Below are 24,947 nucleotides of genomic sequence, written 5' to 3' on the forward strand. Positions count from 1 at the left end.
AAGAATGTAGACCAATTACTTGTTCAAAATGTTTGTAAAAAATAGCTCAGAGATCGGATGGATGTCCGATCTTTTTTTGCCCATCAAAAAAGACCTGCAAAGCAGGTCTTGAGTTTATTCAGAAATACGGGCATTATTGATGCGCGGTTCGTAGTATACATGGTAAAGCACACTGTAGCCGAGCAGGACAAACGTAATCCCTTCAAGCCAGCCGCCTAAAACATCGCTTGGATAGTGGACATGCAAGAAGATGCGCGTATAACCAATTACCAAAGGAAAAATAAACCAAATGGTGTTAAGGATGATTTTGATGGACCGGCGTTGAACTAGGATGCAAGTGATGATGATCAAGCAGCCGAATAAAGTTGCCGAACCAACTGAGTGGCCTGATGGGAAACTGTAGCCGTCCGCATGAACTAAGTGGTGTACGGTGGGACGGGCCCGCTGGACTAAGTGTTTTAAGACCCAATTATAGCCATTAGCACAAATCATGGTTCCGGCTAAAAAATAGGCTTCTTGTTTGTGCTTGCGCCAGAGCAAGACCACAAAGACGACTACGGTTTCGGCGATCACGCTGCTTGTGTTGCCAATATTGGTAAAAATACTGGTAAATTGAATTAAGGTTGCATTATTGTTATAAACCACCCCGATCACGGCACTGTCGAAAGAATGAATGATGGCACTATTGGAACTGACTAAAAGTGCCCAAACGGTAAAGATTACGGCAAAGACCACTCCTGGGACCAGGGTATCTTTTATTGGATGTGCAAATTGTTCTCTCAAAAGAATTCTCCTCTTGTAATTTTTAGCATTTGTGGTAAATTATAGTCATTATTATAGAGAAAATAAAGGTCAGGAACTAGTAGCAAGAAAACTTTTGTTTTAGAGAACAGCTGGTTGGTGTAAAGCTGTCAAAAGTACTTGTGAACTGAGCCTGAAGCAAAACCTGTCGTTTGGTCATCCGCGTTATGGAACTGTTGAGGGTCGCACAGTTGTGCGAAACTTAGGTGGTACCGCGATGATTCGTCCTATGATGTTAGTCATAGGACGTTTTTAATTCTAAGGAGCAGAAAATATGTACAACCACAAAGTGGTCGAAAAGAAATGGCAAAAATACTGGGCTGAGCATAAAACTTTTAAAACGGGAACTGATCCCAATAAGAAAAACTATTACGCTTTGGATATGTTCCCATTCCCATCAGGCAAGGGTTTGCACGTTGGTCACCCAGAAGGCTACACGGCAACGGATATTGTCGCAAGAATGAAGCGGGCACAAGGCTATAATGTGCTCCACCCAATGGGTTGGGATGCGTTTGGTTTGCCAACTGAGCAATATGCTTTAAAGACCGGCCAAGATCCAGCCGTGGTAACTGATGAAAACATTGCTAATTTTAAGCGGCAATTGAATACTTTGGGCTTTTCATATGACTGGGATCGTGAAATTCGGACCTCAGATCCTAACTACTACAAGTGGACCCAATGGGTTTTTGAACAAATGTATAAAAAAGGCCTGGCTTATGAAGCAGAAATTCCAGTTAACTGGTCGCCTGACCTGGGTACTGTGGTAGCTAACGAAGATGTGGTTGAAGGCAAGACGGAGCGGGGCGGCTTCCCGGTTTATCGCCGGAATATGCGGCAATGGGTGTTAAAGATTACCGCTTATGCTGATCGTTTATTGGAAGATTTGGATGATTTGGATTGGCCTGAACCTGTTAAGGAAATGCAGCGTAATTGGATTGGTCGCTCAGTGGGTGCCCAGGTTAAATTCAAGGTAAAGGATCGGCCAGAGACTTTCGAAATCTTTACCACGCGGCCTGACACTTTGTTTGGCTGTACTTATTGCGTGTTAGCACCGGAAAGTGAACTGGTTGCAGCAATTACGACCGATAGTCAAAAAGCTGAAGTTGAAGCTTACGTGAAGTCAATTGAATCCAAGTCTGATTTGGAACGGACTGACTTGAACAAGGATAAGACCGGGGTCTTTACCGGAGCTTATGCCATTAACCCGGTTAACGGCAAGGAAGTTCCAATTTGGATTAGCGACTACGTTTTGGCCTCTTACGGAACCGGTGCCGTGATGGCAGTTCCGGCTGGGGACCAACGTGACTGGGAGTTTGCCAAGAAATTCAATTTGCCAATGATCCCGGTAATTGAAGGCGGCGACTTAGATAAGGAAGCCTATGCTGGCGATGGTCCGCATATTAACTCTGACTTTTTAAACGGCTTGAATATTGCAGATGCCAAAAATAAGATGATCGAATGGTTAAGCGATCACGGCGTTGGCGGCCAGAAAGTTAACTACAAGCTGCGTGACTGGGCCTTTTCTCGTCAGCGCTACTGGGGCGAACCAATTCCGGTAATTCACTGGGAAGATGGCGAAACAACGCTGGTTCCAGAAGATGAATTGCCATTGCGTCTGCCACATGCAACTGATATTAAGCCTTCCGGTACGCCAGAAAGCCCGTTAGCTAACTTGACTGATTGGGTAAACGTAGTTGATGAAAATGGCCGCAAAGGCAAGCGTGAAACCAATACCATGCCTAACTGGGCAGGTTCATCTTGGTACTACTTGCGCTATGTTGATCCGCATAATGATAAAAAGCTGGCTGACTATGATTTGCTGAAACAATGGCTGCCGGTTGACTTATATATCGGTGGGGCGGAACATGCGGTTCGCCACCTTCTATATGCTCGTTTCTGGCACAAGGTTTTGTATGATCTGGGAGTTGTCCCAACCAAAGAACCATTCCAACGTTTGTTTAACCAAGGTTTGATTTTAAAAGATCACGACAAGATGTCGAAATCACGTGGCAATGTGGTTAACCCAGATGATGTGATTGATGAATACGGTGCCGATTCTTTAAGAACTTACGAAATGTTTATGGGCCCGCTAGATGCATCAATTGACTGGGATGACAATGGTCCTGCTTCCACCAAGAAGTTCTTAGACCGGGTATGGCGGCTGTTCGTCAATGACCTCGATTTAAAGGCGATCCCAGCTGAAAAAATTACTGACGAAAATGATGGCAAATTGGATAAAGTCTACAACGAAACTGTCAAGAAAGTGACGGAAGACTTTGAGAACCTCCACTTTAACACGGCTATTTCACAAATGATGGTCTTTGTTAACGCGGCCCAAAAAGCCCAACAGATCCCACGGGAATATGCAGAAGGCTTTGTAAAATTGTTAGCGCCAGTGGCACCGCATATGATGGAAGAAATTTGGCAAGTATTTGGTCACAATGAATCAATTACCTTCGCCGAATGGCCAAAATATGACCCAGCCAAGTTAGTTGAAAGCACTGTTCATATTATGGTGCAAGTAAATGGTAAATTACGTGCCAAACTTGAAATGCCAAAAGATGCGCCTAAAGATAAAGTTGAACAAACTGCCTTAGCAGATAGCAATGTTCAACGCTTTACGGCTGGCAAAGAAATCAAGAAAGTTATCGTAGTTCCGAACAAAATCGTCAATATTGTTGCTAAATAAGTCTTAAGTTTTAAAAATAAGTTTTAAACGACCTTTGATAAAGTGTATAGTATGTAATTAAAAACTTTTGTGAAGACAGGAAGATTTATGCAAAACGATCGTTCAAAAACTACCGACTCCCAATCTAAGCTGCTAAAGGGGTCGGCTTGGATGACCTTTGGCTCAATCCTTTCGCGTGTTTTGGGTGCGATCTATATTATCCCTTGGTACGCTTGGATGGGGCATTATGGCAATATTGCCAATGCATTAACGGCCAAAAGTTACAATATTTACAGCTTATTCTTGATCATTTCAACTGCAGGTATTCCAGGGGCAATTGCTAAACAAATTGCCAAATACAATGCCCTGAATGAGTATCGGGTTGGCCAGCGGCTGTTTAAGCACGGCTTGCTTCTAATGGGCATCTTTGGTTTGGTTTGTGCGGCCATTATGTATTTCTGTGCACCAGTTTTTGCAGCCGGTGACCAGCGCCAAGTTCCAGTTTTACGGGCTTTAGCTTGTGCCGTTGCAATTATTCCAATCATGTCAATTATGCGCGGCTATTTCCAAGGCTATAGCAATATGATGCCCAGTGCCATGTCGCAATTTGTCGAACAGTTGGCACGCGTAATTTGGATGTTGGTGACAGCCTACGTGATTATGCAGGTTCAACACGGCAATTACTTAAATGCCGTAATCCAATCCAACTTTGCGGCCTTTATTGGTGCGATTTTTGGCATCTTGCTGTTGGCTTTCTTTTACCTGCGCCAAAAACGGCAAGTAGATCAGCTAATTGCGACATCAGATGATGACTTGCAAGTTTCAACTTCAGCTTTATTCCGAGAAATTGTTGAACAGTCAATTCCGTTTATCCTAATCGATTCTGGGATTACGCTTTATCAATTAGTTGATCAATATACTTTCCATGCGATGATTGCTAGTTTCATCCACGCTAGCTATGATCAAATCGAATCTTGGTATGCCTTGTTTGGCCTAAATGCCAACAAGTTAATCATGATCGTGGTTTCTTTAGCTACTGCGATGTCAGTGACTGCCATTCCGCTATTGTCAGCGGCTCATGCTCGCCGTGAATGGCATGACATTGCAAGACAACTAGAGAATACATTAGAGTTATTCTTTGTCGTAATGATCCCGGCTAGTTTTGGGATGGCTGCAATTGCTCGGCCACTGTATACCGTTTTTTATGGTCCAGATAAATTAGGGGTAGCGGTGCTGCAATTGTCATCGTTTACTGCGATTAGCCTAGGTTTATTTACGGTTTTGCTGGCAATGCAACAAGGACTTTCTGAAAATGGCTTAGCCATCAAATATTTGGTGATTGGACTGGTGATTAAGCTTCTGATTCAGTATCCACTGATCAGGTTGTTCAAAATCTTTGGCCCCTTGGTTGCTACTAATATCGCCATGTTCTTTACGATTGCCTTTTCTTTAAAACACTTGCACATTAAATATCATTACAATTTAGGGCGAATGTCGCGAAGAGTCATTGGTATCTTGGCCTTTAGCGTGATCATGTTTGTCGTTGTGTTCTTGGTAGAACATGTTGCTGGCATGTTCTTATCTCCAGATCGGCGAATCAGCGCCGTCATCGATTTGGTTTTAGGCGTAGCTGCTGGATGTTTGGTTTATGGCTATTTAGCTTTAAAATCAGGTTTAGCAGAAGTGATCGGAGGCAGCCGAGTAACTAGCCTACGCATAAAATTGCGTATTTAAACCAAAAAGGATTCGGTTTACCGAATCCTTTTTGTGTTAGATAAGATTGTTTGAGCTGTACTTCAGCTTACAGGTCTATCATATAATAAATCGGGTGTGAAAGAAAGGACTTTCAGTATAATTAATAGTTATTGCATCATAGCTAAAATAAGTATTTCTAATTTTTGCTTTTTTGCCATAAACTGTATTTAACAAAACATAAAGGTTGAGCAGAAAGGATTTTTATTATGGCAAACGAAAAAGATGTAAAAAATAGCCCCTTCGGTTTTGGACAAGCCAACGATGCTTATGCCCAATATTTTATCGGTAATTCTTATTTAAACCCATTAGCTTCAAGTCAAAAAGCTGCAGCCAATGTTTCAAACGTTACCTTTGAACCGGGATGCCGCAACAACTGGCACAAGCATGATATTGTACAAATCTTGATCGCAGTTTCAGGTCGCGGTTGGTATCAAGAAAAAGGACAACCAGCACGCGAATTAAAACCGGGTGATGTAGTTATTGTTGATCCCAATACTGAACACTGGCACGGAGCAGCTAAAGACTCTTGGTTCCAACATTTGGCCATTATGGTCGGCAAGGGTTCAACCGAATGGCTGAGTCCAGTTGCTGATGAAGAATATGATAAATTAGACTAATGAAACTAGGTAAACACATGATCTTAGATCAAACATTAAGCTTGAATAATGGCGTGAAAATTCCCCAAATGGCTCTAGGAACCTGGCTGTTAGATGATGAAGCAGCCAAGCAGGCCGTTAGCGAAGCTTTAGCATTAGGTTATCGTCACATTGATACGGCCCAGGCTTACGGCAATGAAAAGGGTGTAGGCGAAGGCATTCGAAAAGCGGGTGTGAAGCGCGAAGACGTTTTTGTGACTACCAAAGTTGCAGCTGAACACAAAGACTATGACTCAGTCAAGGAATCGATTGATGATTCTTTATCACGCTTAGGACTTGATTACCTTGATTTGTTAATTATCCACAGTCCGCAACCTTGGGCTGAGGTAAACCAATCAACCAATCGCTATTTTGAAGGCAATTTAGCAGCTTGGAGTGCCATGGAAGATGCTCTTAAAGCGGGCAAGGTCCGGGCAATTGGCGTTTCAAATTTCCTAGAAGCCGATTTGGAAAATATTTTGAGCCATAGCAGCACTGTTCCTGCCGTAAATCAAATTTTGGCGCATATTGGAAATACGCCATTGAAATTAATTGATTATTGCAAGAGCCATAATATTACCGTTGAAGCTTATTCACCGGTCGGACATGGAGCAGTCTTAAACCAACCGCAAATTAAGCAAATGGCTGCCAAATATGGGGTTAGTCCAGCCCAATTATGTTTGCGCTATGACTGGCAATTGGGAATGGTAATTTTGCCAAAAACTGCTAATCCAGAACATATGAAACAAAATGCTGACTTAGCTTTTGAAATCTCGCCTGCAGATATGGCAAGTTTGGAAAAAATTGTTGACAAAGATTATGGCGATGCAAGCTACTTCCCAGTCTATGGTGGAAAATTATAAAGCCCTATTTATCTAGAACCGTTAGGATGTGTCCTAACGGTTTTTTATTTGCGTTGACGAAAAGCCTAAAATACCATATCATAATAGTGTCTTAATTAACTAATACACCAAAGAGGTTGACTTATGGACTTTAAGGATAATATTCCGATTTATGTGCAGATTGAGCAATATCTATATCGGGAAATCATCCAAGGAAATTTGCAGGCAGGACAGAAGCTGCCGTCTGTACGACAATTAGCAGTAAAGTTAACAGTAAACGTCAATACGGTTCAAAGGGCGCTGCAGGAAATGAATTCTCATGGAATTCTTTATACCAAGCGGGGTGAAGGAAACTTTGTGACTAAAGACGAAACCTTGCTTGCTCAAATGCGCAAACAGACTATGGATGAAGAACTTGCTCAGTTTGTCGAAAATATGCGAAAGTACGGCTTAGAACGGGATAAGCTGGTTCAGGCTTTGACAGAATACTTGGAGGAACACGATAATGACTAACGTGGTCGAAATTAAAGATCTAACGTATCGAAAAAATCAAAAATATATTTTGAAAGATGTTAATTTAACGCTCGAAAGTGGAAAAATTATCGCTCTGTTAGGTGAAAATGGTGCCGGAAAAACCAGCTTAATGCGGGTAATTGCCGGTTTAGCGAAAAATTATCGGGGTGAGGTGACCGTTCAAGGCGAAAGCGATCCAGCCAAACGTAAGGCTAACTTGTCCTTTACCGATAAACTCAGCGGTTTTGGCAGCACCACCAAGCTCAGCAGCATAGTTGATTTTTATCGCAATATCTACCCAGACTTCGACGAGGAAGAATTTGACCAACTCCGAACTTTTATGAATTTGGATTTAAATTTGCGTTTAGGGCAATTATCCCGCGGAACCAAAGAAAAATTAATTATTGCCTTAACTTTTTCTCGCCGCGCTAAGCTATATTTGTTGGATGAACCTTTTTCAGGTATCGATGCGATGGCCAGAAAGAAGATTATTAATTCGATTCTGCTGTGGAAAGAAGAAGATGCACCATCTTAATCTCAGATCATTTTGTAAATGAAATTGCCCAATTGCTTGATGAGGTGGTAATCATCAAGAATCATACGGTGCTAACCCATCAAAGTGCTGATGCGATTCGCGAACAAGGTAAAACGATCGAAGAATTTTACGAAGCGCAATATGATGAGGAGGAATAAGATGACTAGTTTTAAAGCTTTATATCGCGCTTGTTTGCTGGGGCGGGTACGGTCAACCTACGTTGCTTTCATCACCGAATTGGCGCTTTCAGTAATAAGTGGTTTTGCGATCAATCAGTGGAAAGTGAATTTAGATGTTTTTGCCTGCATCTTGGGGATGCTGGCGATATTTACCTTTTTTACCGTCTTTATTTTTTATTTCTATTTAATCGTGCGCGATATTAGAGACTTCGGCCGGCCAACTAATCGGCTCATCCCAATTTCTGATACTAAAATGTATCTTGCGCATCTTTTCAGCAGCTGGACGCAATGTCTTTACTTATTACTGATGAGTTTGGGGGCAGGGCTTTTGCTTTTGCTGCCGGTCCTCGGAAATGGTGACGTCGCCGAAATTTTCAGAGACAACATTACCATAACGACGAGTTGGCACCTATCGCAAGCTGATTTAATCAATTTGCTCCTCTATATTCTGATAGTTATTTTCTACGCCTTTGTGATTGCGCTAGCTTCATATGCCTTGCTGGTCCTTCCAAGCTTATTAGTACCAGCTTTACGTGATCTGTTGCCGTTTCGTAAAGGCAGTTTTTGGGGGCAGGCGATCTCCATCATTGCCTGGATCTTAACCTATGTATTGTTTAACCGCTTTTTTGTAGTCGCTTTTAAATTATTTAATTTAGATCCGGCCAAGCTAAGCGTTGCTCCAGATTATCACCTGTTTTTGATGCCAACGGTTTATTTGCTGCTCGGTATCTTGCTGGTAATCGGCGGAATTGCAAGCTTGAGGTATTTAAATGAACCTCGAATTGATTAGGTGATAATATGAAACTTTTTATCCTATTCTTGAAAAAGCGACTGCAGCATCTTGGTTTCGTACTCTTGTTTGGTTTAGGGGCCGCCATTATTCTTGATTTGATCCGTAATAAATTTCTCTGGAGCTTGATTGATTGGTGGATTCCTTGGAATGTGTCCGTAAAAGATCAGCTCCTAGTCGCTTGGACGCAAATGATGCCATGGTTGTGGTTAGGGTTTGGGATCTGGGTTTTAATTGATAATTACCATTTTATTTTTAGCTCAACCTATAACTTGGTAGCCTTTTCCGATTGGCGTAAATACTGGCTAAATCTGCTTGCCACGTTAATGGGGTTCTGGCTATTATTGCTAGTTCAGATAATATTAATGGCAGTACTCGGGGGCGTAGCCTACTTGCTTGATCCAAGCGGGGTTAAGGCCAGCTTTTCTTGGCTCTTGGCCAATCCCGACTGGCCCGAATTCTTTGGCTTTATTCTGATGTTGACGCTGTTTTTCCTGTTAGCCGTGTCGGTATTTGATATTTTTATCATTTTGCGGCAACAAATATTTATGACGGTGGGCTACTATGGAAATTGGTTAGTAAAATTGCTAATTAGCATATTAGTTGCTGGCTTGGGAATGTGGCTGTTCTGGCTGTTTTTCACCCAGGTGCTGAAGTCGCCTAATAGCATGAGTGAGGTTCTGCTGATCCAACTTGTCGCTTTAGCGATCACGAGCTTTGGCGATTACTGGCTGTATCACAACGTTAGCGAGGCAAGTCTAAATAATTAGTTGAGGAAAAAATGTTTAAGTATCTTTTAAAGGAAAAATGTCGGTTGGCAATAGTCATTTATTTATTGCAACTTGTTGCTTGTCTAATTGGGATGTCCTATTTTCTAATCCTAAAACCAACAAGATATACTGGCAGTTTATTGTTTGAATTTTCTCCCAATTATCGAGTAGCTGCGACTTATCTCTTTTTTCAAACTAGCATTTTTGTGGATTTGATCTATACCGGCCTAAGTAGTTGGCAATTAGTTAGAAGTTTGTCTAGTCAAACAATTCGCCTGGTGCCAATCAGTGAAACTAGGCTGCTTAACCTTAACCTGCTTACTGGGGTTGTAAGTTGTGCTGTAATCTTTATTTTGCAGTTTCTGACCTGGGGCCTGGTCTTTCTTAGTGCAAAAGTTTTAGGCTGGAGTCAAGCTGCTAATAATTATGCAGGAACTTTCCATTTGATTTTGGCTGATTGGCAGAGCTGGCTAATTGACCTTACTTGGCTAGTGGTTGCCATCTATTTAATCGTTGGTCTAGCAGCGGAGTTGCAGCATTTGCTGTATAACTATTTGCCGATTAAGGAAAATCTTTGGACCTCCTTAATCTTGATTATCTTGATCGCTGGCCTAATCATCTTTTCCCTGATCGAAATAGTATTTAGATTAAGTGATTCTATGCTTCTGGCAGGGTGGGTTTGGTTTGTCTTTTTAGGCCTATTTTGGCTAGCCAATTGGTATTTGTTAACTCACGTCTTTGAACCACAAATTGATAGCTAAGAAAAATTAAGCGGGGTATAATGATGTAATTAAGGAGGAGAAAAATGATTATTTTCATAATTATTGTTTTAATAATTTTGACTACAGGGTTTAGAATTGTGCGTCAGAATTATGAAGGTTTAATCGAAACTCTGGGAAAATACTCGCGGACGACTAATGCTGGTCTGACATATATTATTCCTGGCTTTCAGCGCCTGCGAAAGGTATCCTTGGCCTTGCAGCCGCTGGAAATTAGCAAATATTCGATTATCACTAAGGATAATGCGGAAATAACGACCAGTTTAACTTTGAACTATCAGGTGACGGATTCTTATAAATACTTTTACAACAATACGGATTCGGTTGAATCAATGGTTCAGTTAATTCGGGGACATTTAAGAGATATTATTGGCCGCATGGAATTGAATGAAGCCTTAGGATCAACCAGTAAAATCAATAGCCAATTAGCCGATGCCATTGGTGATTTGACGGATGTTTATGGGATTCGCGTAATTCGGGTTAATGTCGATGAATTATTGCCAAGCAAGGAAATTCAACGAGCCATGGATAAGCAGCTAACGGCTGACCGTGAAAAAACTGCCGCCATTGCCAAGGCAGAGGGGGAAGCCCGGCACATTGAGCTAACTACCAAAGCTAAGAATGAAGCCTTGGTTAAGACTGCCCAGGCGAAGGCCGAAGCGGTTAAGCTGGAAGCTGATGCTGAAAACTATCGCATTAAGAAGCTGCAAGAAGCCTTAAATGAAGCCGGTGAAAATTACTTTAAGGACCAGAGCATTTCTTCCTTCAAGGATCTGGCTCAAGGCCCCAACAATTTAGTAATAATGGATAAAAATGACATGACCAATCTCTCAGCCGTACCTGCAGCTAAGAAGCTGTGGGACGCCGCTGAACAGCAAGACGACTAATGCTGGTCATCAAAGAACAAGCCCAAGGCTTGTTCTTTTTGTTTTCTTAACCAAATAGTTAATGTTTATAATTAAAGTTGAGGATTAATATCGTGTAAAATAAGAAATGATAAAATCAATGTACCAGCAGATGATCATAAAAAAGAGGTGGAACAATGCGGACTTGGTTGGCCAAACATATCTTAATCCGGCGGATGGCATGGTCAATGCTAATTATTTTTATTTTTATGCTTGGCAAAGCAATTCCCTTGCCATACCTGCTCCAAAATAGTTGGCACCGAACACGTGTCTACACCGAGTTTAGTATTATCACTGGTGGCGATTTAGGGCGACTATCAATTTTTAGTTTGGGAATCGGTCCTTGGATGGCCGCTTTGATTATTTTTAGTTTTCTTGGCCAAACCCATAAGTTTGAGAAGGTTCCACAAAGAACGCTCAATTTATACCAACGCTTTACCACGCTTTTAATTGCTGTTATACAAGGTTTTGTAACCGTCATGGATTTGCCCTTGGAGCGGCAGCATCTGTTGCGAGCCCGCTTGTTGAATATGTGCATTTTGGTGGCAGGCGCTTTTTTAATTATGTGGCTCTGCAATATGAATGCTAAATTGGGGCTGGGCGATTTTTACTTATTGGTAATGGTTAACATAGTTAGTGCAACCATGCGGACCATTCTCGGACCGCTAATGGGCACTTCTCGGACCAATTTAAATAAACTGGGCTTATTTTTATTAATTTTATTCTTTTATTTATTATTTATTGTGCTGAATTTGCTGTTAGATCGTGGAGAGGTGCGCCTCCCAATTAAGCGAATCAACATGACGGAAGAATATTTAGGGAAGTCATATTTGCCCATCAAGCTGGCACCAGCTGGAGGATTGCCGGTTATGTTTGCGATGGCAGTGATGAACTTGCCAATTTACCTTTTTCGCTTTTTCGCCTATTTTTGGTCACAAAGTCGAGTGCTGCAATGGCTCATTGCCAATTTCTCGTTAAAGGCTGGTTTAGGGGTAAGCTTTTATTGTTTGACCTTGTTTGCGTTGTCATTTTTATTTGCCTACTTGAATGTTGATCCGACAAAGCAGGCTGAGATTTTGCAAAAAAGCGGCGATTACATTCCTGGCTACGAGCCGGGAGGAGCAACCGAGGAGCTTTTGCGCCAAAAAGTTTTTTATTTTGCCCTTTTGGGTGGCATCTACTTGACGATTGTGGCTGGTTTTCCTTTATTTTGGGGAATTGGCAACCCTGAAAGACTAAAACTTTTATTGCTGCCGGGGTACTTTTTGCTGATTTCTTCATTTTTGCTGATTTTAGTCGATCAAATTAACACTTTGTTAATCGGCAATTATTATCAGGAACTTTTTAAAAGGGAGTGAGACCAATAATTTACTTTTTACCAGCTTGGTCCGGCTCGAAAAGTAATTGGGAAGCCGAGGAGCCATTATGGTATTCTCATAAAAAGATTGAGTTCGATGATACGGTAAATCAGGTACGGATGTTCGCACAGGCTGGGCAAGCCGTGGAATTAGTCGTTCCAACTTATTTTCCGAATTATCGCCATTTTGCTTTTCGCCAAAGATTAAGTACTATTCAGACTTTTAATATTTTCGATTATTTGCAGCAGATTCCTCGCTCTTTGCCACAAGTGGTGCTTGATCCGCGTGACTTTAACTGGCCAAGTGATGCAGCTTTGGTTTATGGACCTAATGAACTGCTGATTTATCGCGGGCCAGTTTTGTATGCCCGTGTTGAACAAGGATTGGAAGGAAATTTGTTGGGGATTGACCGGTACGATGATGAGCAGAATTTAGTCAAAAGACTAGATTTTGATGACCGGGGCTTTCTGTCGCGCATCAGCTATTATCAAGCTGGGAAAATTATGCAGCAGGATTATCTCGACATCAACGGTTCCGTCCAATTTTCTCAAGATGCAGCTGGTCGAATTACGCTCGCCGATCCTGCGGCTTTGGGTTTTAGCCAAGATCAATTTCCTAACCTCGGCGCGATAGTTCAGGCAGGGGTGAAAAAATTTTTCGACAGCAAGCTGCAGCCAGAAGATTTAGTGGTAGTGGCGGCGCAGGCAGATAATTTAGACTTTGCCAGTCAGATCAATCCGCAGCAATTAATTTTGTCTTATTTTTATAATCGTGAAAAAATCACCGCTAATAGTCCTTTAGCACAAGAGGCAGCCTTAGTTTTGGCCGATTCTGATCATAATTATCAGTTATTGCATAATAGCGGTGTGGAGCGTTTGTTAGAATTGCCGCCATTCGATGCGCGACTTAATTTAGGTGCCAGCAACCAAGAAGCAAGCCTGCAAATTTTCTTTTTGGCAGATGATTTAGCGGCTCCGGACTTAAAAGCGGCCCTGCGGGAAATTCTTTTGACTATGGAAAACAATCATTTAGTTGAACTGACGATTGGGTCATACCAGGGATATGAGTTGAAAATTACGATTAGCCAGATTTTGCAGGAGTTCCAGGACGAGCAAAACTTTAAAAACCGTTACACTTTTGACCGTCCCAACCCCAACCGAAATTTGGCTGATGATGCGGAAAAGCAAACTGTTCGTCGGCTGAAATTTGTCTCGCTTAGTTCTGAAAAGCAATTGATTCAACTTTTGCAAGCGGTTCGGGTGATTGTGAATCTTGCTGCTGAGCCGGATTTGTTTTTGCAGTTGGCGGGCATTAGCAGCGGACTGCCACAAATTCTAAGGGTGCCGTCACAATACGTGCTGGATCACCAAAATGGTTTAATTATCAGCCAAATAACCGATTTACAGGCTGCCTTGACATATTATTTGGACGGGCTAAAGCATTGGAACGAGGCCCTAGTTTTTGCAACGCAAATGATCAAAAAATATACCGGTCCAGAGATTGTGGCAAAGATTTTAGAAACCGTAAACAAGCCTAAGGGGTGATTTGAGTTGAGCCGTTTTTTAATCATTAGTTCCCAAAAGTGGCCTTTGCCAGCTGCAGGAGTTGACCAGTTTTATCAGGCAGAACCTGGCAAACTTCAACATTTTTTTGCGCTGCATCCTGAGCTCGCCTCTTTAAGCGGCGTCTTGTTAACCAGCTTGGTTGCGGATGATGAATGGAAAGTCTTGCAAGACCATGTTGATGCTTATCGCGTTGTGGCCTTTGAACAGGTAAGGCCTCAGACAGCAGGCGGGGGAAATTTTTTTCGGCAAAAGCAAGTTAAACAAATCAAGCTGCTTTCGCCAGACCAAGCATGTGAATGGCTTAAATTACATTTATTCGATGGTCAATCTGGTATCAGGATGGATATTCAAAATTTTGTTATCAATAATTGGTATCAGGGTCCGCTGCATTATCATGGAAGCTATGCAGTAAAGTTAGCAGGAGATTTTGGCCCTGCTTATCGTCCTTTGGGAAGCTTTACTTATAGTTTTTGGCAAGACAAGCCCATACATTTATGGCCAGAATTTATCAAAGGACCCGGGGTTCATCTCAGGATCACTATTTACGAATTTAAATATTTTGGTCATGAGGTTATTTATCAACATACTTTTGACGAAACTGAATTAGACGAAGTGCTGGAAGTACCGATTAAAGCAGTTAATGGCCATGTTTGCATTAGCTACGAGGTCAAAGGTGCAGGTGAATTAACCATCGGTACCTTGCATTCGCGCTGGAGTCGCCAAGGCTGGGGTTATTTTTTACCTGGTGGAGAGCGGATATTAAATCCCGATCGGGGCGAAGTGATGGTTTATTTCAATCCGGGAAATTTGCGGCCACCCCTAAATATTTATTTTTCCGGTTACCGTACCTTGGAAGGATTTGAAGCCTATAATATGATGCGTGACTTGCAGCATCCCTTCATGTTGATTACCGATACCCGCCTAGATGGGGGAGCTTTTTATTTAGAGGACCAAGCTACTCAAGACGCGCTGATCGACCGTATTAAAAAAGCCCTAGCTTGGCTAGGATTCAAAGATGATCAGGTGGTCTTTTCAGGCCTTTCGATGGGGACAACCGGAGCCTTGTATTATGGCAGTTTTTTCAAACCAGCGGCCTTTATTCTCGGCAAACCCATAATCAACTTGGGTCAGATGGCTTTGAGTGAAAAGCAGCGGTTTAATGCTTTTCCTACTTCGCTTGATTTATTGCGCTTGTATCAGCGCTATCTAGGAGCTGATCAAGTAACTGACGATGTAATAAAGAAATTTGATCAAATCATCCTGCGCCGCTTTCAGACGGTTGATCTTTCAAAAAGCAAATTTATGGTTGCTTATATGAAACAGGATGATTATGATCAAGCGGCCTACCAAAGCTTAATTGAGTGTTTAGAACAGCAACCCGTTTTTCCGTATTTAATTAGTCGCGGCTTTAACGGCTATCACACAGAACAAATGGGCCCTGTTTCTAGCTGGTTTAAACACCAGTTTCATGAATTGATGCAAACATTTGGTGAATAGCATGTTTAGTATTTTTTTACAGGTTAATTCTCCGGGCAATCTAAAAACCATCCCCGTTGCCCAAAGAGATCGGGTGATGAAAGGGTACCTCTATTATGGCAGCAGCGTTTCTCCGTTAGCTCATACCTATGTTAACGGCAGTCAAATAACTCGCTGGGCCAAGGATGATCTTGAATTCCATAATCCCTGGATGCCGGCAGGGGTGGTAGTTGCTCGTTGGGACTTATCATATGATTATTCTAATGGCCGCTTAGTGCCAGATCTGCCTTTGTTAACTCCAGGCAAGAAGTATCAAATAAAACTAATCGCAGAAATGGACCAACCAGCAGGGCTGTTGGTGCGACTCTTATTTTTTAATTTTGATGGTCATATAGTAGCTCGAAAAGTGATGCGGCAGAAGCAAGGCGAATTTGTCTTTCCTGAAGAGGCGGATTTTTATGCAGTAGAATTAGTCAATGCTGGCGTTACTAGTTTTCGGTTTCATCGCATTGATATTGCTGCTGCTAATGCCCCCGAAGCCCCACGGACTTATCAGGAAGAACAAGCTCTAAGACTAGAGGTTGTTAAGCAAAACTTAAATTAGAAAGGCAAAGAAGATGGCGTCAGTCTTTAATCATGTACGTCTGGCGGAGCTCAAGCCATGGCTAAGAAAAATTAATGAATTAGCTCCTAAAATGCGGGCCTTAAGCGACCAAGCGTTAAAAAACTATACTCCGCAATTAAAAGCGCGGTTAGCCCAGGGTGCCAAGTTATCTGACCTTTTGCCTGAAGCTTTTAGTTTGGTGCGTGAAGCTGATCGCAGAATCTTAGGCTTATTTCCATACGATGTTCAGGTCTTGGGAGCACTAGCACTTTATTTTGGGGCCATTGCAGAAATGAAAACCGGAGAAGGCAAGACGCTGACGGCAACCATGCCCTTATATTTGTGGGGCTTGACTGGCCAAGGCGCAATGTTGGTGACGCCTAATGAATATCTGGCTGAACGGGATGAAAAGGAAATGGGCCAAGTTTATGAATGGCTGGGGTTAAAAGTGGCACTGGGCTTTGCCCCCGCCAATCAGGCCGAATTGTCGCCGAGCGAAAAGCGCGAGCGGTATCAAGCAGATATTTTGTATACTACCAGTTCGGTCTATGGTTTTGATTATTTGCTTGATAACTTGGCAGTCAGTCCTAGCAACCAATTTATGCGCCGTTTCTCGTACTGCATCGTTGATGAAGCTGATGCTGTTTTACTCGATATGGCGACCACGCCATTGGTAATTGCCGGGGGAACTAGGATTAATTCCCACTACATTGGCCCAAGCGATGAAGTAGTTACCATGCTGGAAGCTAATCGTGATTTTCGCTTAGATGATGAAGAAAATAATGTTTGGCTTACCAGTCGCGGGATTCAAGCGGTTGAGCAGTTTTTTGATGAAAATCAGCTATATGATGGTGAGCATCATGAATTGGTCCGGCGGCTGACCTTGAGTTTGCGAGCTCATGAATTGTTAAAGCGCGACCGCGACTATGTGGTATCTCCTAACCAAAAAATTATCTTGTTAGATCGCTCAAATGGGCGAATGCTGCCAGGGATGCGGCTGCAGGCTGGCTTGCACCAGGCAATTGAAATGAAAGAACAGGTTCCACTAAGTCAAGATCAGCGACCGCTAGCGTCCATCACCTATCAAAATTTATTTCGCCAATTCGCGCATTTAGCGGGCATGACGGCGACTGCTAAAGCCGGTGAGCAAGAATTTATTGAAACTTATTATTGCAATGTGATCCAGATTCCAACTAACAAAAAATCGATTAGGCAAGATTTGCCTGATCGGGTTTTCCCGACCTTGACCGAGAAGTTATTGGCCTGCTTAGATCGCACTAAAGAGTTGCATCAAACTGGGCAGCCAGTCTTAGTCATCTCGAATTCAGTGGAAATTTCTGAAATCTTTTCGGAATTATTGCTCCAAGCAGGTATCCCGCATAATTTATTAAATGCCAAAAGTGAAGTCAAAGAGGCGGCCATTATTAAAGAGGCAGGGCAGAAAAACGCCGTGACGGTCGCAACTAAGATGGCAGGACGAGGAACAGATATTAAACTAGGCCCAGGAGTAGCTGAGTTAGGCGGTTTAGCAGTCCTAATCATGGGTCAAATGCCTAGCAAACGAATTGATCAGCAATTGCGGGGCCGAGCTGGTCGTCAAGGAGATCCGGGCAGCAGTCAGTTTTTTAAGTCATTAGAAGATGAAGTAGTGCAAAGATTTGGTCCGCGGTGGTTAAGGCAAAAATTCGAATACTTGCGTGACCAAAACTTTTCGTCTCCTCGCGAGCTCCATGGTTGGCGGCTGCATTTGGCCTTGCGGCATGTGCAGGAAACTAGCGATCAACAAGCTGAAAACGAGCGCAGCCGTATTTTGGAAATGGACGAAAGCGTAAAAATGCAGCGCGAATTAGTTTACCGTGAGCGGAGCCAGCTTCTCCATAATTGGGATCAGCACTTAGATATTGCTCAATTGCTAAATGCTGAATTTCGGCGGTTTTATCAAGCAAATCAACCAATGACTGCTGAAAAACTGCAGCGCTACATTTTAAATGAACTAACTTATCGCTACTATGATCGACCAACTGCGGTTGATCTTAAGAGCGAGTCAGCCGTCGTTGCCTATCTTAACCAAATTGCAAACAAGGAATTGGCAACCAAAGCCCAAGAGCTTGGCAGCAAGGAGGAACTAGATAATTTTTATCGCTATGCTATTTTAAAGGCAATTGATGAAAGCTGGCTAGATGAAGTTGATACCTTAGAACAATTGCGTTTAGTGGTATCCAGTCGGCAAACTGCCCAGCGCAATCCTTTATATGAATATCATGAAGAAGCCTTAGCCGCCTTTCAAAAAATGCAGGTCGAATTAAATCGAAAAGTAACCAGATTCTTACTCTTAAGCACAGTTCAGCTTGCCCCAAATGGCGATAAGCAAATTTATTTTAATTAATAAGGAGGTTTGTAATGGCCGAAGACAAGGATCCGTTAACTGCAGATATTAAACGGCGCCTAAATAAAGTCAGCGATAAGAAATATTTTAAGAAGCATTCAGATCGGTGGCTTTTTTGGCTAGCCTTGATAATTTTGTTAAGTGTAGTTTTAGGGATACTAGTATCGTTAGTTACAAGTTTGGGTAAATTATGACAATTTATAATTTTAATGCTGGAATTGGTTGGGCAAGCAGTGGGGTTGAATATGCGCAGGCCTACCGTGCAAAAATTTTTCGCCAACTCAAAACAGAAGCCAAGTTTATTTTTACTGATTTCATCCGTAACGAAAATATCATCAATTTAACCCGAAATTTGGGATTTTTGGATCAAGAAATCATTTGGCTGTATCAGAGTTTTACTGATTTTCCTTTAGCAGCGGGCAGCTATCGCTTGGAAAAATTAATGGCTAGTTTTACTAGTTCTGCCACCAAAATCCCCAAAAGCCAAACCGAAATTCGTTTTGAATTTAGCCCGGGCAATTGGGTTGAAGCCTATTTAAAGCGGGATGATCCCCAAGTCGTTGAACGAGCTGAATTTGTGAACCGGCATGTTTTAGTGCGCAAAGATTTTTTCACGAGTGGTCGGGTCTACAGCGAATATTATGTTCCGCAAAATAAGCGTGCCCAACTATATCTGCGGCGGTTTTTTAATCAAGATGGGACGACAGCGTTTGATGAACTGATTGATGGCAATAATATTTGTTTCAAATTTTCAGATCAAGTTCTGACAAAAACGGAATTGTTGCAACGGTTTATAAAAAATTTGCACCTTTCAGCCGATGATGTGGTGATTTTAGATCGGGATGCTGACGTAGCCCAACTTATTTTAGAGACTAAGGGGGCTAGCAAGGTGGGCTGCGTAGTGCATGCTGAACACTATGCAGTTAATCAACCTAGTCGAGATCATATTTTGTGGAATAATTACTATGAATATGATTTTACCCATGCACGCGATTTTGACTTTTTCGTCGTTGCAACCGCCCAGCAAAAAGCCAAACTAGCGGAGCAATTTCAGCAATTTCAACACTATGTGCCGCCAATTTATGTTGTGCCAGTAGGTAATTTGGCAAAAATACGCTATGCGGAAAACCGGCGTCCATATAGTCTTATCACTGCTTCTCGCTTAGCCAGTGAGAAACATCTTGATTGGTTAATTCAAGCAGTTGTCAAAGTTCACGCTACTTTTCCGCAAATTCGCTTTGATATTTATGGCGAAGGAGGGGAACGAACGCATCTGAGCCAATTAATTAAGGATCTTAGTGCCGAGAGCTACATAAGCTTGCAGGGACACCGAGATCTCACGGAAGTTTACCAAGATTACGAACTCTACGTTTCAGCCTCAACGAGTGAAGGCTTTGGCTTATCCTTGCTTGAAGCCATCGGCTCAGGCCTAGCGATGGTGGGCTTAGATGTCCCTTATGGCAATCCTACCTTTATCCAAAATGGAAAAAATGGGGTCTTAGTGCCATACCGCCGGGGAGAAGAGGCAGATGTGACGATTCAAAATTTGGCAAATGGTATTATCCAAGCCTTAAGAGGTGATTTGCAGCAGCAACATCAGGCTTCTTATCAGCTCGCCCAACAATTTACCCAAGCACAGGTTGCTAAAAAGTGGCAGGGGTTACTAGAAGGAATTCAGAAGCATGATAAATCTATATGATCGCTATACACAGTGGAGTCGCGACTTGCAAATGTCTTTTAAACTAGCAAAGTTGCCAACTCCAGCTGTAGTTATTCATGATGATGGCTTTTTGCCGACGTTTATTGACTCACCAGTGCAATATTTTTTAAAACTTGCCGGCAGCAATTTTTCTGGCAAACCACGATATTTTAATGAAGTTGAAGTTCCACATTTTTGGGAAATCAAGGGCAATGCTAGATTTGGTGAAATCTATGATCATGAAAATTTAAAAGCCAAAATTGAATTTGCTCAACCAGGCGATAATAGTCGATTGGTGAAAACCGTAAAGTGGTTGGGTCCCAATGGCAAGGTACGGGTAATTGATCAATATAATCAGTGGGGTTGGAAATTTGCCCAAACGACTTGCAACCAAAATTCAAGGCCAATTTTTACCAGCTATTTTACAGACCAGCAGCAAGAAGTATTAGTTGAAAACCATGTAACAGGTGCAGTTTCAGTGAACTTTCCTTCTGGCCAAGTTAAAATTTTCGCTAACTGGAATAAATTAACGGCATATTATTTGGAACATGCTAATTATGATTTGGATCAAGTAAACTTTAATTCTCTGGGCGCGCCGTTTTTCGTTGTTAATTTTCTTGGCAAACGCGTTAAGCTGCGGCGACTTTTTTGGCAGGAAAATGTTCCCGAGGGGATTCCGGGCAATATGCGGTCGCTCATTGCCAATCCCGATGGTCCATATGAAATCATGGTCCAAAGTAAAAATGTTTATCAAACCTTGACTAAAATGGATCCGAAGGCCAATTTCCATTATTTAGGATTTGCCTATCCGTTTATTCGGCTAAATCGAGGCCGAGCACATGCGTTAATTTTGACAAATTCTGATCAAATCGAACACCTTGAAGAGCTGGTTGCAGCTTTACCGGAAATGAAATTTGCAGTTGGAGCAATAACCGAGATGTCCGACAAATTATTAAAGTTGGACCGATATGAAAACGTCAGGTTATACCCAGATATTCAAGACCAAGAATTGCTAAAATTAGTAGATTGGGCGGATTACTACTTAGACATCAATCACTATAACGAAATATTAGATGCGGTTAGAATTGCTTTTATCCAAAATATGTTAATCCTAACCTTTGATTCGACGATACATAATAAGCGATTTGTGGCAGAGGAGAATTGTTATTCAAATAATAATTATCAAAAAATGATATCAGATTTACAAAACATGATATCTAATGCTGATGAATTAGAAGCTCGATTGCAGGCCCAATGGCGTGCAGCTGATCGAGTATTACCTGAATCTTATAGACAATTTTTGAAAAAATAGATTGCAGAAGACTGGAAACTTTTGCAGTCTTTTTATTTTGCTTAGCCGTTATTTAAACCTTGAAATATTTTTTATTCAAATAGTTAAGAAGTGCTTTAGTTTGCAAAATATAAACCTTTGTAGTGTATAATTACTTTAACGCGAGACCGTTATTTTTTGAATGGAGCACGGTAATAATGACTAAAAGGGATAAAAGCAATAAGGACTTATTGCAGAATAAAAAAATTCGGGAGAAGGAAGCTAAAAAGCAAACTCGTGATGAGCAGGCAGAATTGGATACTCATCGTATTGGTGTAGTAAAAGGATTAGCTGCAGCAGTTGCGGCTTTGGGTGGTGCTGCGGGGGTTGCCACTCCAACTTATACTGCCCATGCAGCAGCTACTACGGAAGCTACTAATAGTACCTTGGCCAATAATGATTCAGTTAATTTGACCGAAAAAACTGCTAAAACTTCCAATTCAACCAGCAGCTCTAACAGTATGGATGATGACTCAACCAACCAGTCTAACTCATCGAGTGAGGCAGCGAGCGTGAGTGGGTCTGAATCGGTTTCAGAAAGTGTATCTGTGTCGGAATCGATTTCAGCGAGTGAATCCGTGTCTGAATCGAACTCAAAGAGTGGTTCGGTGTCTGGAGGGGAAAAAGAATCTGATTCGGCGTCGAATGATACATCTGAATCTTCGAATAATTCAAATTCGAGTTCGATAGAAGTATCAGAGTCGGTCTCCGTAAGCACATCAGAGTCAGAGTCTGTTTCAGAAAGTGAGTCAGAGTCGCAATCGACCTCAGAGAGCGAATCCAAGTCTGAATCAGAATCGATCTCAGAAAGTGCATCTAAGTCTGAATCAGAATCAGTCTCGGAGAGCGAATCCAAGTCTAAGTCGCAATCGATCTCAGAAAGTGCATCGGAGTCCGAATCACAATCGATTTCAGAGAGTGCATCGGAATCACAATCGACCTCAGAGAGTGAATCCAAGTCCGAGTCGCAATCGATCTCTGAGAGTGCATCTGAGTCCGAATCACAATCTATTTCAGAAAGTGAATCCGCATCCGAGTCACAATCTATTTCCGAGAGTGCATCCGAGTCGCAATCTATTTCAGAGAGCGAGTCCGAGTCACAATCAATTTCTGAGAGTGCATCAGAGTCCGAATCACAATCAATTTCTGAGAGCGAGTCCGAATCAGAATCACAATCGATTTCAGAAAGTGAATCAGAGTCCGAGTCACAATCGATTTCTGAGAGCCAGTCCGAATCAGAATCACAATCGATTTCAGAAAGTGAATCAGAGTCCGAGTCACAATCGATTTCTGAGAGCCAGTCCGAATCAGAATCGCAATCGATCTCAGAAAGTGAATCAGAATCACAATCGATTTCAGAAAGCGCATCAGAATCACAATCACAATCTATTTCTGAAAGTGAATCAGCATCCGAGTCACAATCGATCTCCGAGAGTGAATCTGAATCACAATCTATTTCTGAGAGCGAGTCAGAATCAGAGTCGCAATCCATTTCCGAGAGTAAATCAGAGTCTGAATCACAATCTATTTCAGAGAGTGAATCAGAATCTGAGTCGCAATCGATCTCCGAGAGTGCATCAGGGTCCGAGTCACAATCGATCTCTGAGAGCGAGTCAAAATCACAATCACAATCAATCTCCGAAAGCGAATCAAAATCACAATCAAACTCAGAGAGTAAATCAGAGTCTGAATCAACTTCAGAGAGTAAGTCAGAATCGCAATCCATTTCAGAGAGCGAATCCGAATCACAATCTACTTCAGAAAGCGAATCAGAATCACAATCAAACTCAGAGAGTAAATCCGAGTCTGAATCAGCTTCAGAAAGTACATCAGAATCGCAATCAATTTCTGAGAGTGCATCCGAGTCTGAATCAACTTCAGAGAGCACATCCGAATCACAATCAGTCTCCAAGAGTGGGTCCGAATCGCAATCCATTTCAGAGAGCGAATCCGTATCTGAATCCATTTCCGAGAGTGTATCAGAATCACAATCTATTTCAGAAAGTGAATCCGAGTCACAATCAATCTCAGAAAGTAAATCAGAATCGCAATCGATTTCCGAGAGTGCATCTGAGTCTGAATCAACTTCAGAGAGTAAGTCAGAATCAGAATCAACTTCAGAAAGCACATCCGAATCACAATCCATCTCCGAAAGCGAGTCCGGATCACAATCAATCTCGGAGAGTGAGTCAGAATCGCAATCAATCTCAGAAAGTAAATCAGAATCACAATCTATTTCAGAAAGTGCATCCGAGTCTGAATCATCTTCAGAGAGTAAGTCAGAATCAGAATCAACTTCAGAAAGTATATCCGAATCAGGATCTACCTCAGAGAGTAAATCCGAGTCAAGCTCAACTTCAGAAAGTACATCCGAATCAGGATCAACTTCAGAGAGTGCATCAGAATCAGAATCTACCTCAGAAAGCACATCCGAATCACAATCCATCTCCGAGAGTGAATCCGAGTCAGGATCAACTTCAGAAAGCACATCCGAATCGCAATCGATCTCCGAGAGTGTATCAGAATCAGAATCTACCTCAGAAAGCGAATCAGAATCGCAATCCATTTCAGAGAGTGCATCCGAGTCTGAATCAACCTCAGAGAGTAAGTCCGAATCACAATCTATTTCAGAAAGTGCATCCGAGTCTGAATCAACTTCAGAAAGCACATCCGAATCAGGATCTACCTCCGAGAGTGAATCCGAGTCAGGCTCAACATCAGAAAGCACATCAGAATCAGAATCTACCTCAGAGAGTAAATCCGAGTCTGAATCAACTTCAGAAAGCACATCCGAATCAGGATCTACCTCAGAGAGTACATCCGAATCGGAATCTACCTCAGAGAGTAAATCTGAGTCAGGCTCAACTTCAGAGAGCGCATCCGAATCAGGATCTACCTCCGAGAGTGAATCCGAGTCAGGCTCAACATCAGAAAGCACATCCGAATCGGGATCTATCTCAGAGAGTACCTCCGAATCAGGATCTACTTCAGAGAGCAAGTCCGAATCAAGCTCTACTTCAGAGAGTGGATCTGAATCTACCTCAACTAGTGGTTCAACTTCGACAAGTGAATCCGATGGACCACAACCACACAAGAAAAATATTGGAATCCTTATCGAAAACCAAGAAGTTGAAGAGCCTGCTAACAGCAAGGTAGCATCGGAAGGTAAGCTTCAAAACGAAGCTCAAAATGTTGATCATCAAACGCAAGCTGATCATGTTGATCACCAAAATGAAAAGCTGCCACAAACAGGTCAAGGAGATAATTCCGCTACTGTTAAGGTAGGGTGGTTTACAACCATACTTGCCACAATTGCTGGTTTCTTTGGCTTTAGACGTAAGAAGGACAAAACTAAAA

General features: G+C 42.1%; 19 protein-coding genes, 1 pseudogene and 1 other annotated feature. Of the genes and pseudogenes, 18 read left to right on the plus strand and 2 right to left on the minus strand.

Going from position 1 to position 24,947, the window contains the following annotated elements:
- Positions 1–114: 114 nt before the first annotated feature.
- On the minus strand, positions 115–783 hold the full coding sequence (locus KI210_RS02405; RefSeq protein ID WP_212780302.1) for a phosphatase PAP2 family protein: 669 nt from the start codon (positions 781–783) through the stop codon (positions 115–117).
- 62 nt (positions 784–845) lie between these two features.
- Positions 846–1,034 (plus strand) — a binding site (T-box leader).
- Positions 1,035–1,075: 41 nt separating this feature from the next.
- Between KI210_RS02405 and leuS the strand changes: the two genes are divergently transcribed.
- The 18 genes and pseudogenes from leuS (at position 1,076) to gtfB (ending at position 21,572) form a co-directional block, all read left to right on the plus strand.
- Positions 1,076–3,490: a leucine--tRNA ligase gene (leuS, locus tag KI210_RS02410; protein ID WP_212780303.1), complete on the plus strand. Its 2,415-nt coding sequence runs from the start codon at positions 1,076–1,078 to the stop codon at positions 3,488–3,490.
- Between the two features lie 87 nt (positions 3,491–3,577).
- Positions 3,578–5,203 (plus strand): putative polysaccharide biosynthesis protein, encoded by a 1,626-nt coding sequence (locus tag KI210_RS02415; RefSeq protein ID WP_212780304.1) that lies wholly within the window; start codon positions 3,578–3,580, stop codon positions 5,201–5,203.
- 227 nt (positions 5,204–5,430) lie between these two features.
- Positions 5,431–5,841 (plus strand): cupin domain-containing protein, encoded by a 411-nt coding sequence (locus KI210_RS02420; RefSeq protein ID WP_212780305.1) that lies wholly within the window; start codon positions 5,431–5,433, stop codon positions 5,839–5,841.
- A gap of 17 nt (positions 5,842–5,858) precedes the next feature.
- Positions 5,859–6,722 (plus strand): aldo/keto reductase, encoded by an 864-nt coding sequence (locus tag KI210_RS02425; RefSeq protein ID WP_212780455.1) that lies wholly within the window; start codon positions 5,859–5,861, stop codon positions 6,720–6,722.
- A gap of 123 nt (positions 6,723–6,845) precedes the next feature.
- Positions 6,846–7,214 carry a GntR family transcriptional regulator gene (locus tag KI210_RS02430; RefSeq protein ID WP_212780306.1) on the plus strand — a complete coding sequence of 123 codons (369 nt, stop codon included), beginning with the start codon at positions 6,846–6,848 and terminating at the stop codon, positions 7,212–7,214.
- Positions 7,207–7,907, plus strand: a pseudogene (locus KI210_RS02435) (ABC transporter ATP-binding protein). The gene KI210_RS02430 and the pseudogene KI210_RS02435 overlap by 8 nt, the downstream one beginning before the upstream one ends.
- Position 7,908: 1 nt before the next feature.
- On the plus strand, positions 7,909–8,718 hold the full coding sequence (locus KI210_RS02440) for a hypothetical protein (protein ID WP_212780307.1): 810 nt from the start codon (positions 7,909–7,911) through the stop codon (positions 8,716–8,718).
- Between the two features lie 8 nt (positions 8,719–8,726).
- On the plus strand, positions 8,727–9,488 hold the full coding sequence (locus KI210_RS02445) for a hypothetical protein (protein WP_212780308.1): 762 nt from the start codon (positions 8,727–8,729) through the stop codon (positions 9,486–9,488).
- Positions 9,489–9,499: 11 nt separating this feature from the next.
- Positions 9,500–10,249 (plus strand): hypothetical protein, encoded by a 750-nt coding sequence (locus KI210_RS02450; protein WP_212780309.1) that lies wholly within the window; start codon positions 9,500–9,502, stop codon positions 10,247–10,249.
- Positions 10,250–10,293: 44 nt separating this feature from the next.
- Positions 10,294–11,154: an SPFH domain-containing protein gene (locus tag KI210_RS02455; RefSeq protein ID WP_212780310.1), complete on the plus strand. Its 861-nt coding sequence runs from the start codon at positions 10,294–10,296 to the stop codon at positions 11,152–11,154.
- 155 nt (positions 11,155–11,309) lie between these two features.
- On the plus strand, positions 11,310–12,530 hold the full coding sequence (gene secY2 / locus KI210_RS02460) for an accessory Sec system protein translocase subunit SecY2 (protein WP_212780311.1): 1,221 nt from the start codon (positions 11,310–11,312) through the stop codon (positions 12,528–12,530).
- Positions 12,527–14,074: an accessory Sec system protein Asp1 gene (asp1, locus tag KI210_RS02465; RefSeq protein WP_212780312.1), complete on the plus strand. Its 1,548-nt coding sequence runs from the start codon at positions 12,527–12,529 to the stop codon at positions 14,072–14,074. The genes secY2 and asp1 overlap by 4 nt, the downstream gene beginning before the upstream one ends.
- A gap of 6 nt (positions 14,075–14,080) precedes the next feature.
- The gene (gene asp2, locus KI210_RS02470) at positions 14,081–15,592 is read left to right on the plus strand and encodes an accessory Sec system protein Asp2 (RefSeq protein WP_212780313.1); all 1,512 of its coding nucleotides are present in this window, start codon (positions 14,081–14,083) and stop codon (positions 15,590–15,592) included.
- 1 nt (position 15,593) lies between these two features.
- Positions 15,594–16,175, plus strand: a complete 582-nt coding sequence (gene asp3, locus KI210_RS02475) for an accessory Sec system protein Asp3 (protein ID WP_212780314.1) — start codon at positions 15,594–15,596, stop codon at positions 16,173–16,175.
- A 13-nt stretch (positions 16,176–16,188) separates the two neighbouring features.
- The gene (secA2, locus tag KI210_RS02480; RefSeq protein WP_212780315.1) at positions 16,189–18,561 is read left to right on the plus strand and encodes an accessory Sec system translocase SecA2; all 2,373 of its coding nucleotides are present in this window, start codon (positions 16,189–16,191) and stop codon (positions 18,559–18,561) included.
- Between the two features lie 14 nt (positions 18,562–18,575).
- The gene (locus KI210_RS02485; protein WP_212780316.1) at positions 18,576–18,755 is read left to right on the plus strand and encodes a hypothetical protein; all 180 of its coding nucleotides are present in this window, start codon (positions 18,576–18,578) and stop codon (positions 18,753–18,755) included.
- Positions 18,752–20,260 (plus strand): accessory Sec system glycosyltransferase GtfA, encoded by a 1,509-nt coding sequence (gene gtfA, locus KI210_RS02490; RefSeq protein WP_212780317.1) that lies wholly within the window; start codon positions 18,752–18,754, stop codon positions 20,258–20,260. The genes KI210_RS02485 and gtfA overlap by 4 nt, the downstream gene beginning before the upstream one ends.
- A complete protein-coding gene (gtfB, locus tag KI210_RS02495) occupies positions 20,244–21,572 on the plus strand; it encodes an accessory Sec system glycosylation chaperone GtfB (RefSeq protein WP_212780318.1) in 1,329 nt (442 codons plus the stop codon). The genes gtfA and gtfB overlap by 17 nt, the downstream gene beginning before the upstream one ends.
- Before the next feature lie 358 nt (positions 21,573–21,930).
- Here gtfB and KI210_RS02500 read toward each other — a convergent pair whose 3' ends face one another.
- A complete protein-coding gene (locus KI210_RS02500) occupies positions 21,931–24,684 on the minus strand; it encodes a hypothetical protein (protein ID WP_212780319.1) in 2,754 nt (917 codons plus the stop codon).
- Positions 24,685–24,947 lie beyond the last annotated feature (263 nt).

This window comes from Lactobacillus corticis, assembly GCF_018327645.1.
Classification (GTDB): domain Bacteria; phylum Bacillota; class Bacilli; order Lactobacillales; family Lactobacillaceae; genus Lactobacillus; species Lactobacillus corticis.

Bases quoted from the DNA above. Each gene is read 5' to 3' on its own strand.
- leuS (WP_212780303.1), top strand. From the start codon at position 1,076: ATGTACAACCACAAAGTGGTCGAAAAGAAATGGCAAAAATACTGGGCT.
- KI210_RS02415 (WP_212780304.1), top strand. From the start codon at position 3,578: ATGCAAAACGATCGTTCAAAAACTACCGACTCCCAATCTAAGCTGCTA.
- KI210_RS02420 (WP_212780305.1), top strand. From the start codon at position 5,431: ATGGCAAACGAAAAAGATGTAAAAAATAGCCCCTTCGGTTTTGGACAA.
- KI210_RS02425 (WP_212780455.1), top strand. From the start codon at position 5,859: ATGATCTTAGATCAAACATTAAGCTTGAATAATGGCGTGAAAATTCCC.
- KI210_RS02430 (WP_212780306.1), top strand. From the start codon at position 6,846: ATGGACTTTAAGGATAATATTCCGATTTATGTGCAGATTGAGCAATAT.
- KI210_RS02440 (WP_212780307.1), top strand. From the start codon at position 7,909: ATGACTAGTTTTAAAGCTTTATATCGCGCTTGTTTGCTGGGGCGGGTA.
- KI210_RS02445 (WP_212780308.1), top strand. From the start codon at position 8,727: ATGAAACTTTTTATCCTATTCTTGAAAAAGCGACTGCAGCATCTTGGT.
- KI210_RS02450 (WP_212780309.1), top strand. From the start codon at position 9,500: ATGTTTAAGTATCTTTTAAAGGAAAAATGTCGGTTGGCAATAGTCATT.
- KI210_RS02455 (WP_212780310.1), top strand. From the start codon at position 10,294: ATGATTATTTTCATAATTATTGTTTTAATAATTTTGACTACAGGGTTT.
- secY2 (WP_212780311.1), top strand. From the start codon at position 11,310: ATGCGGACTTGGTTGGCCAAACATATCTTAATCCGGCGGATGGCATGG.
- asp3 (WP_212780314.1), top strand. From the start codon at position 15,594: ATGTTTAGTATTTTTTTACAGGTTAATTCTCCGGGCAATCTAAAAACC.
- secA2 (WP_212780315.1), top strand. From the start codon at position 16,189: ATGGCGTCAGTCTTTAATCATGTACGTCTGGCGGAGCTCAAGCCATGG.
- KI210_RS02485 (WP_212780316.1), top strand. From the start codon at position 18,576: ATGGCCGAAGACAAGGATCCGTTAACTGCAGATATTAAACGGCGCCTA.
- gtfA (WP_212780317.1), top strand. From the start codon at position 18,752: ATGACAATTTATAATTTTAATGCTGGAATTGGTTGGGCAAGCAGTGGG.
- gtfB (WP_212780318.1), top strand. From the start codon at position 20,244: ATGATAAATCTATATGATCGCTATACACAGTGGAGTCGCGACTTGCAA.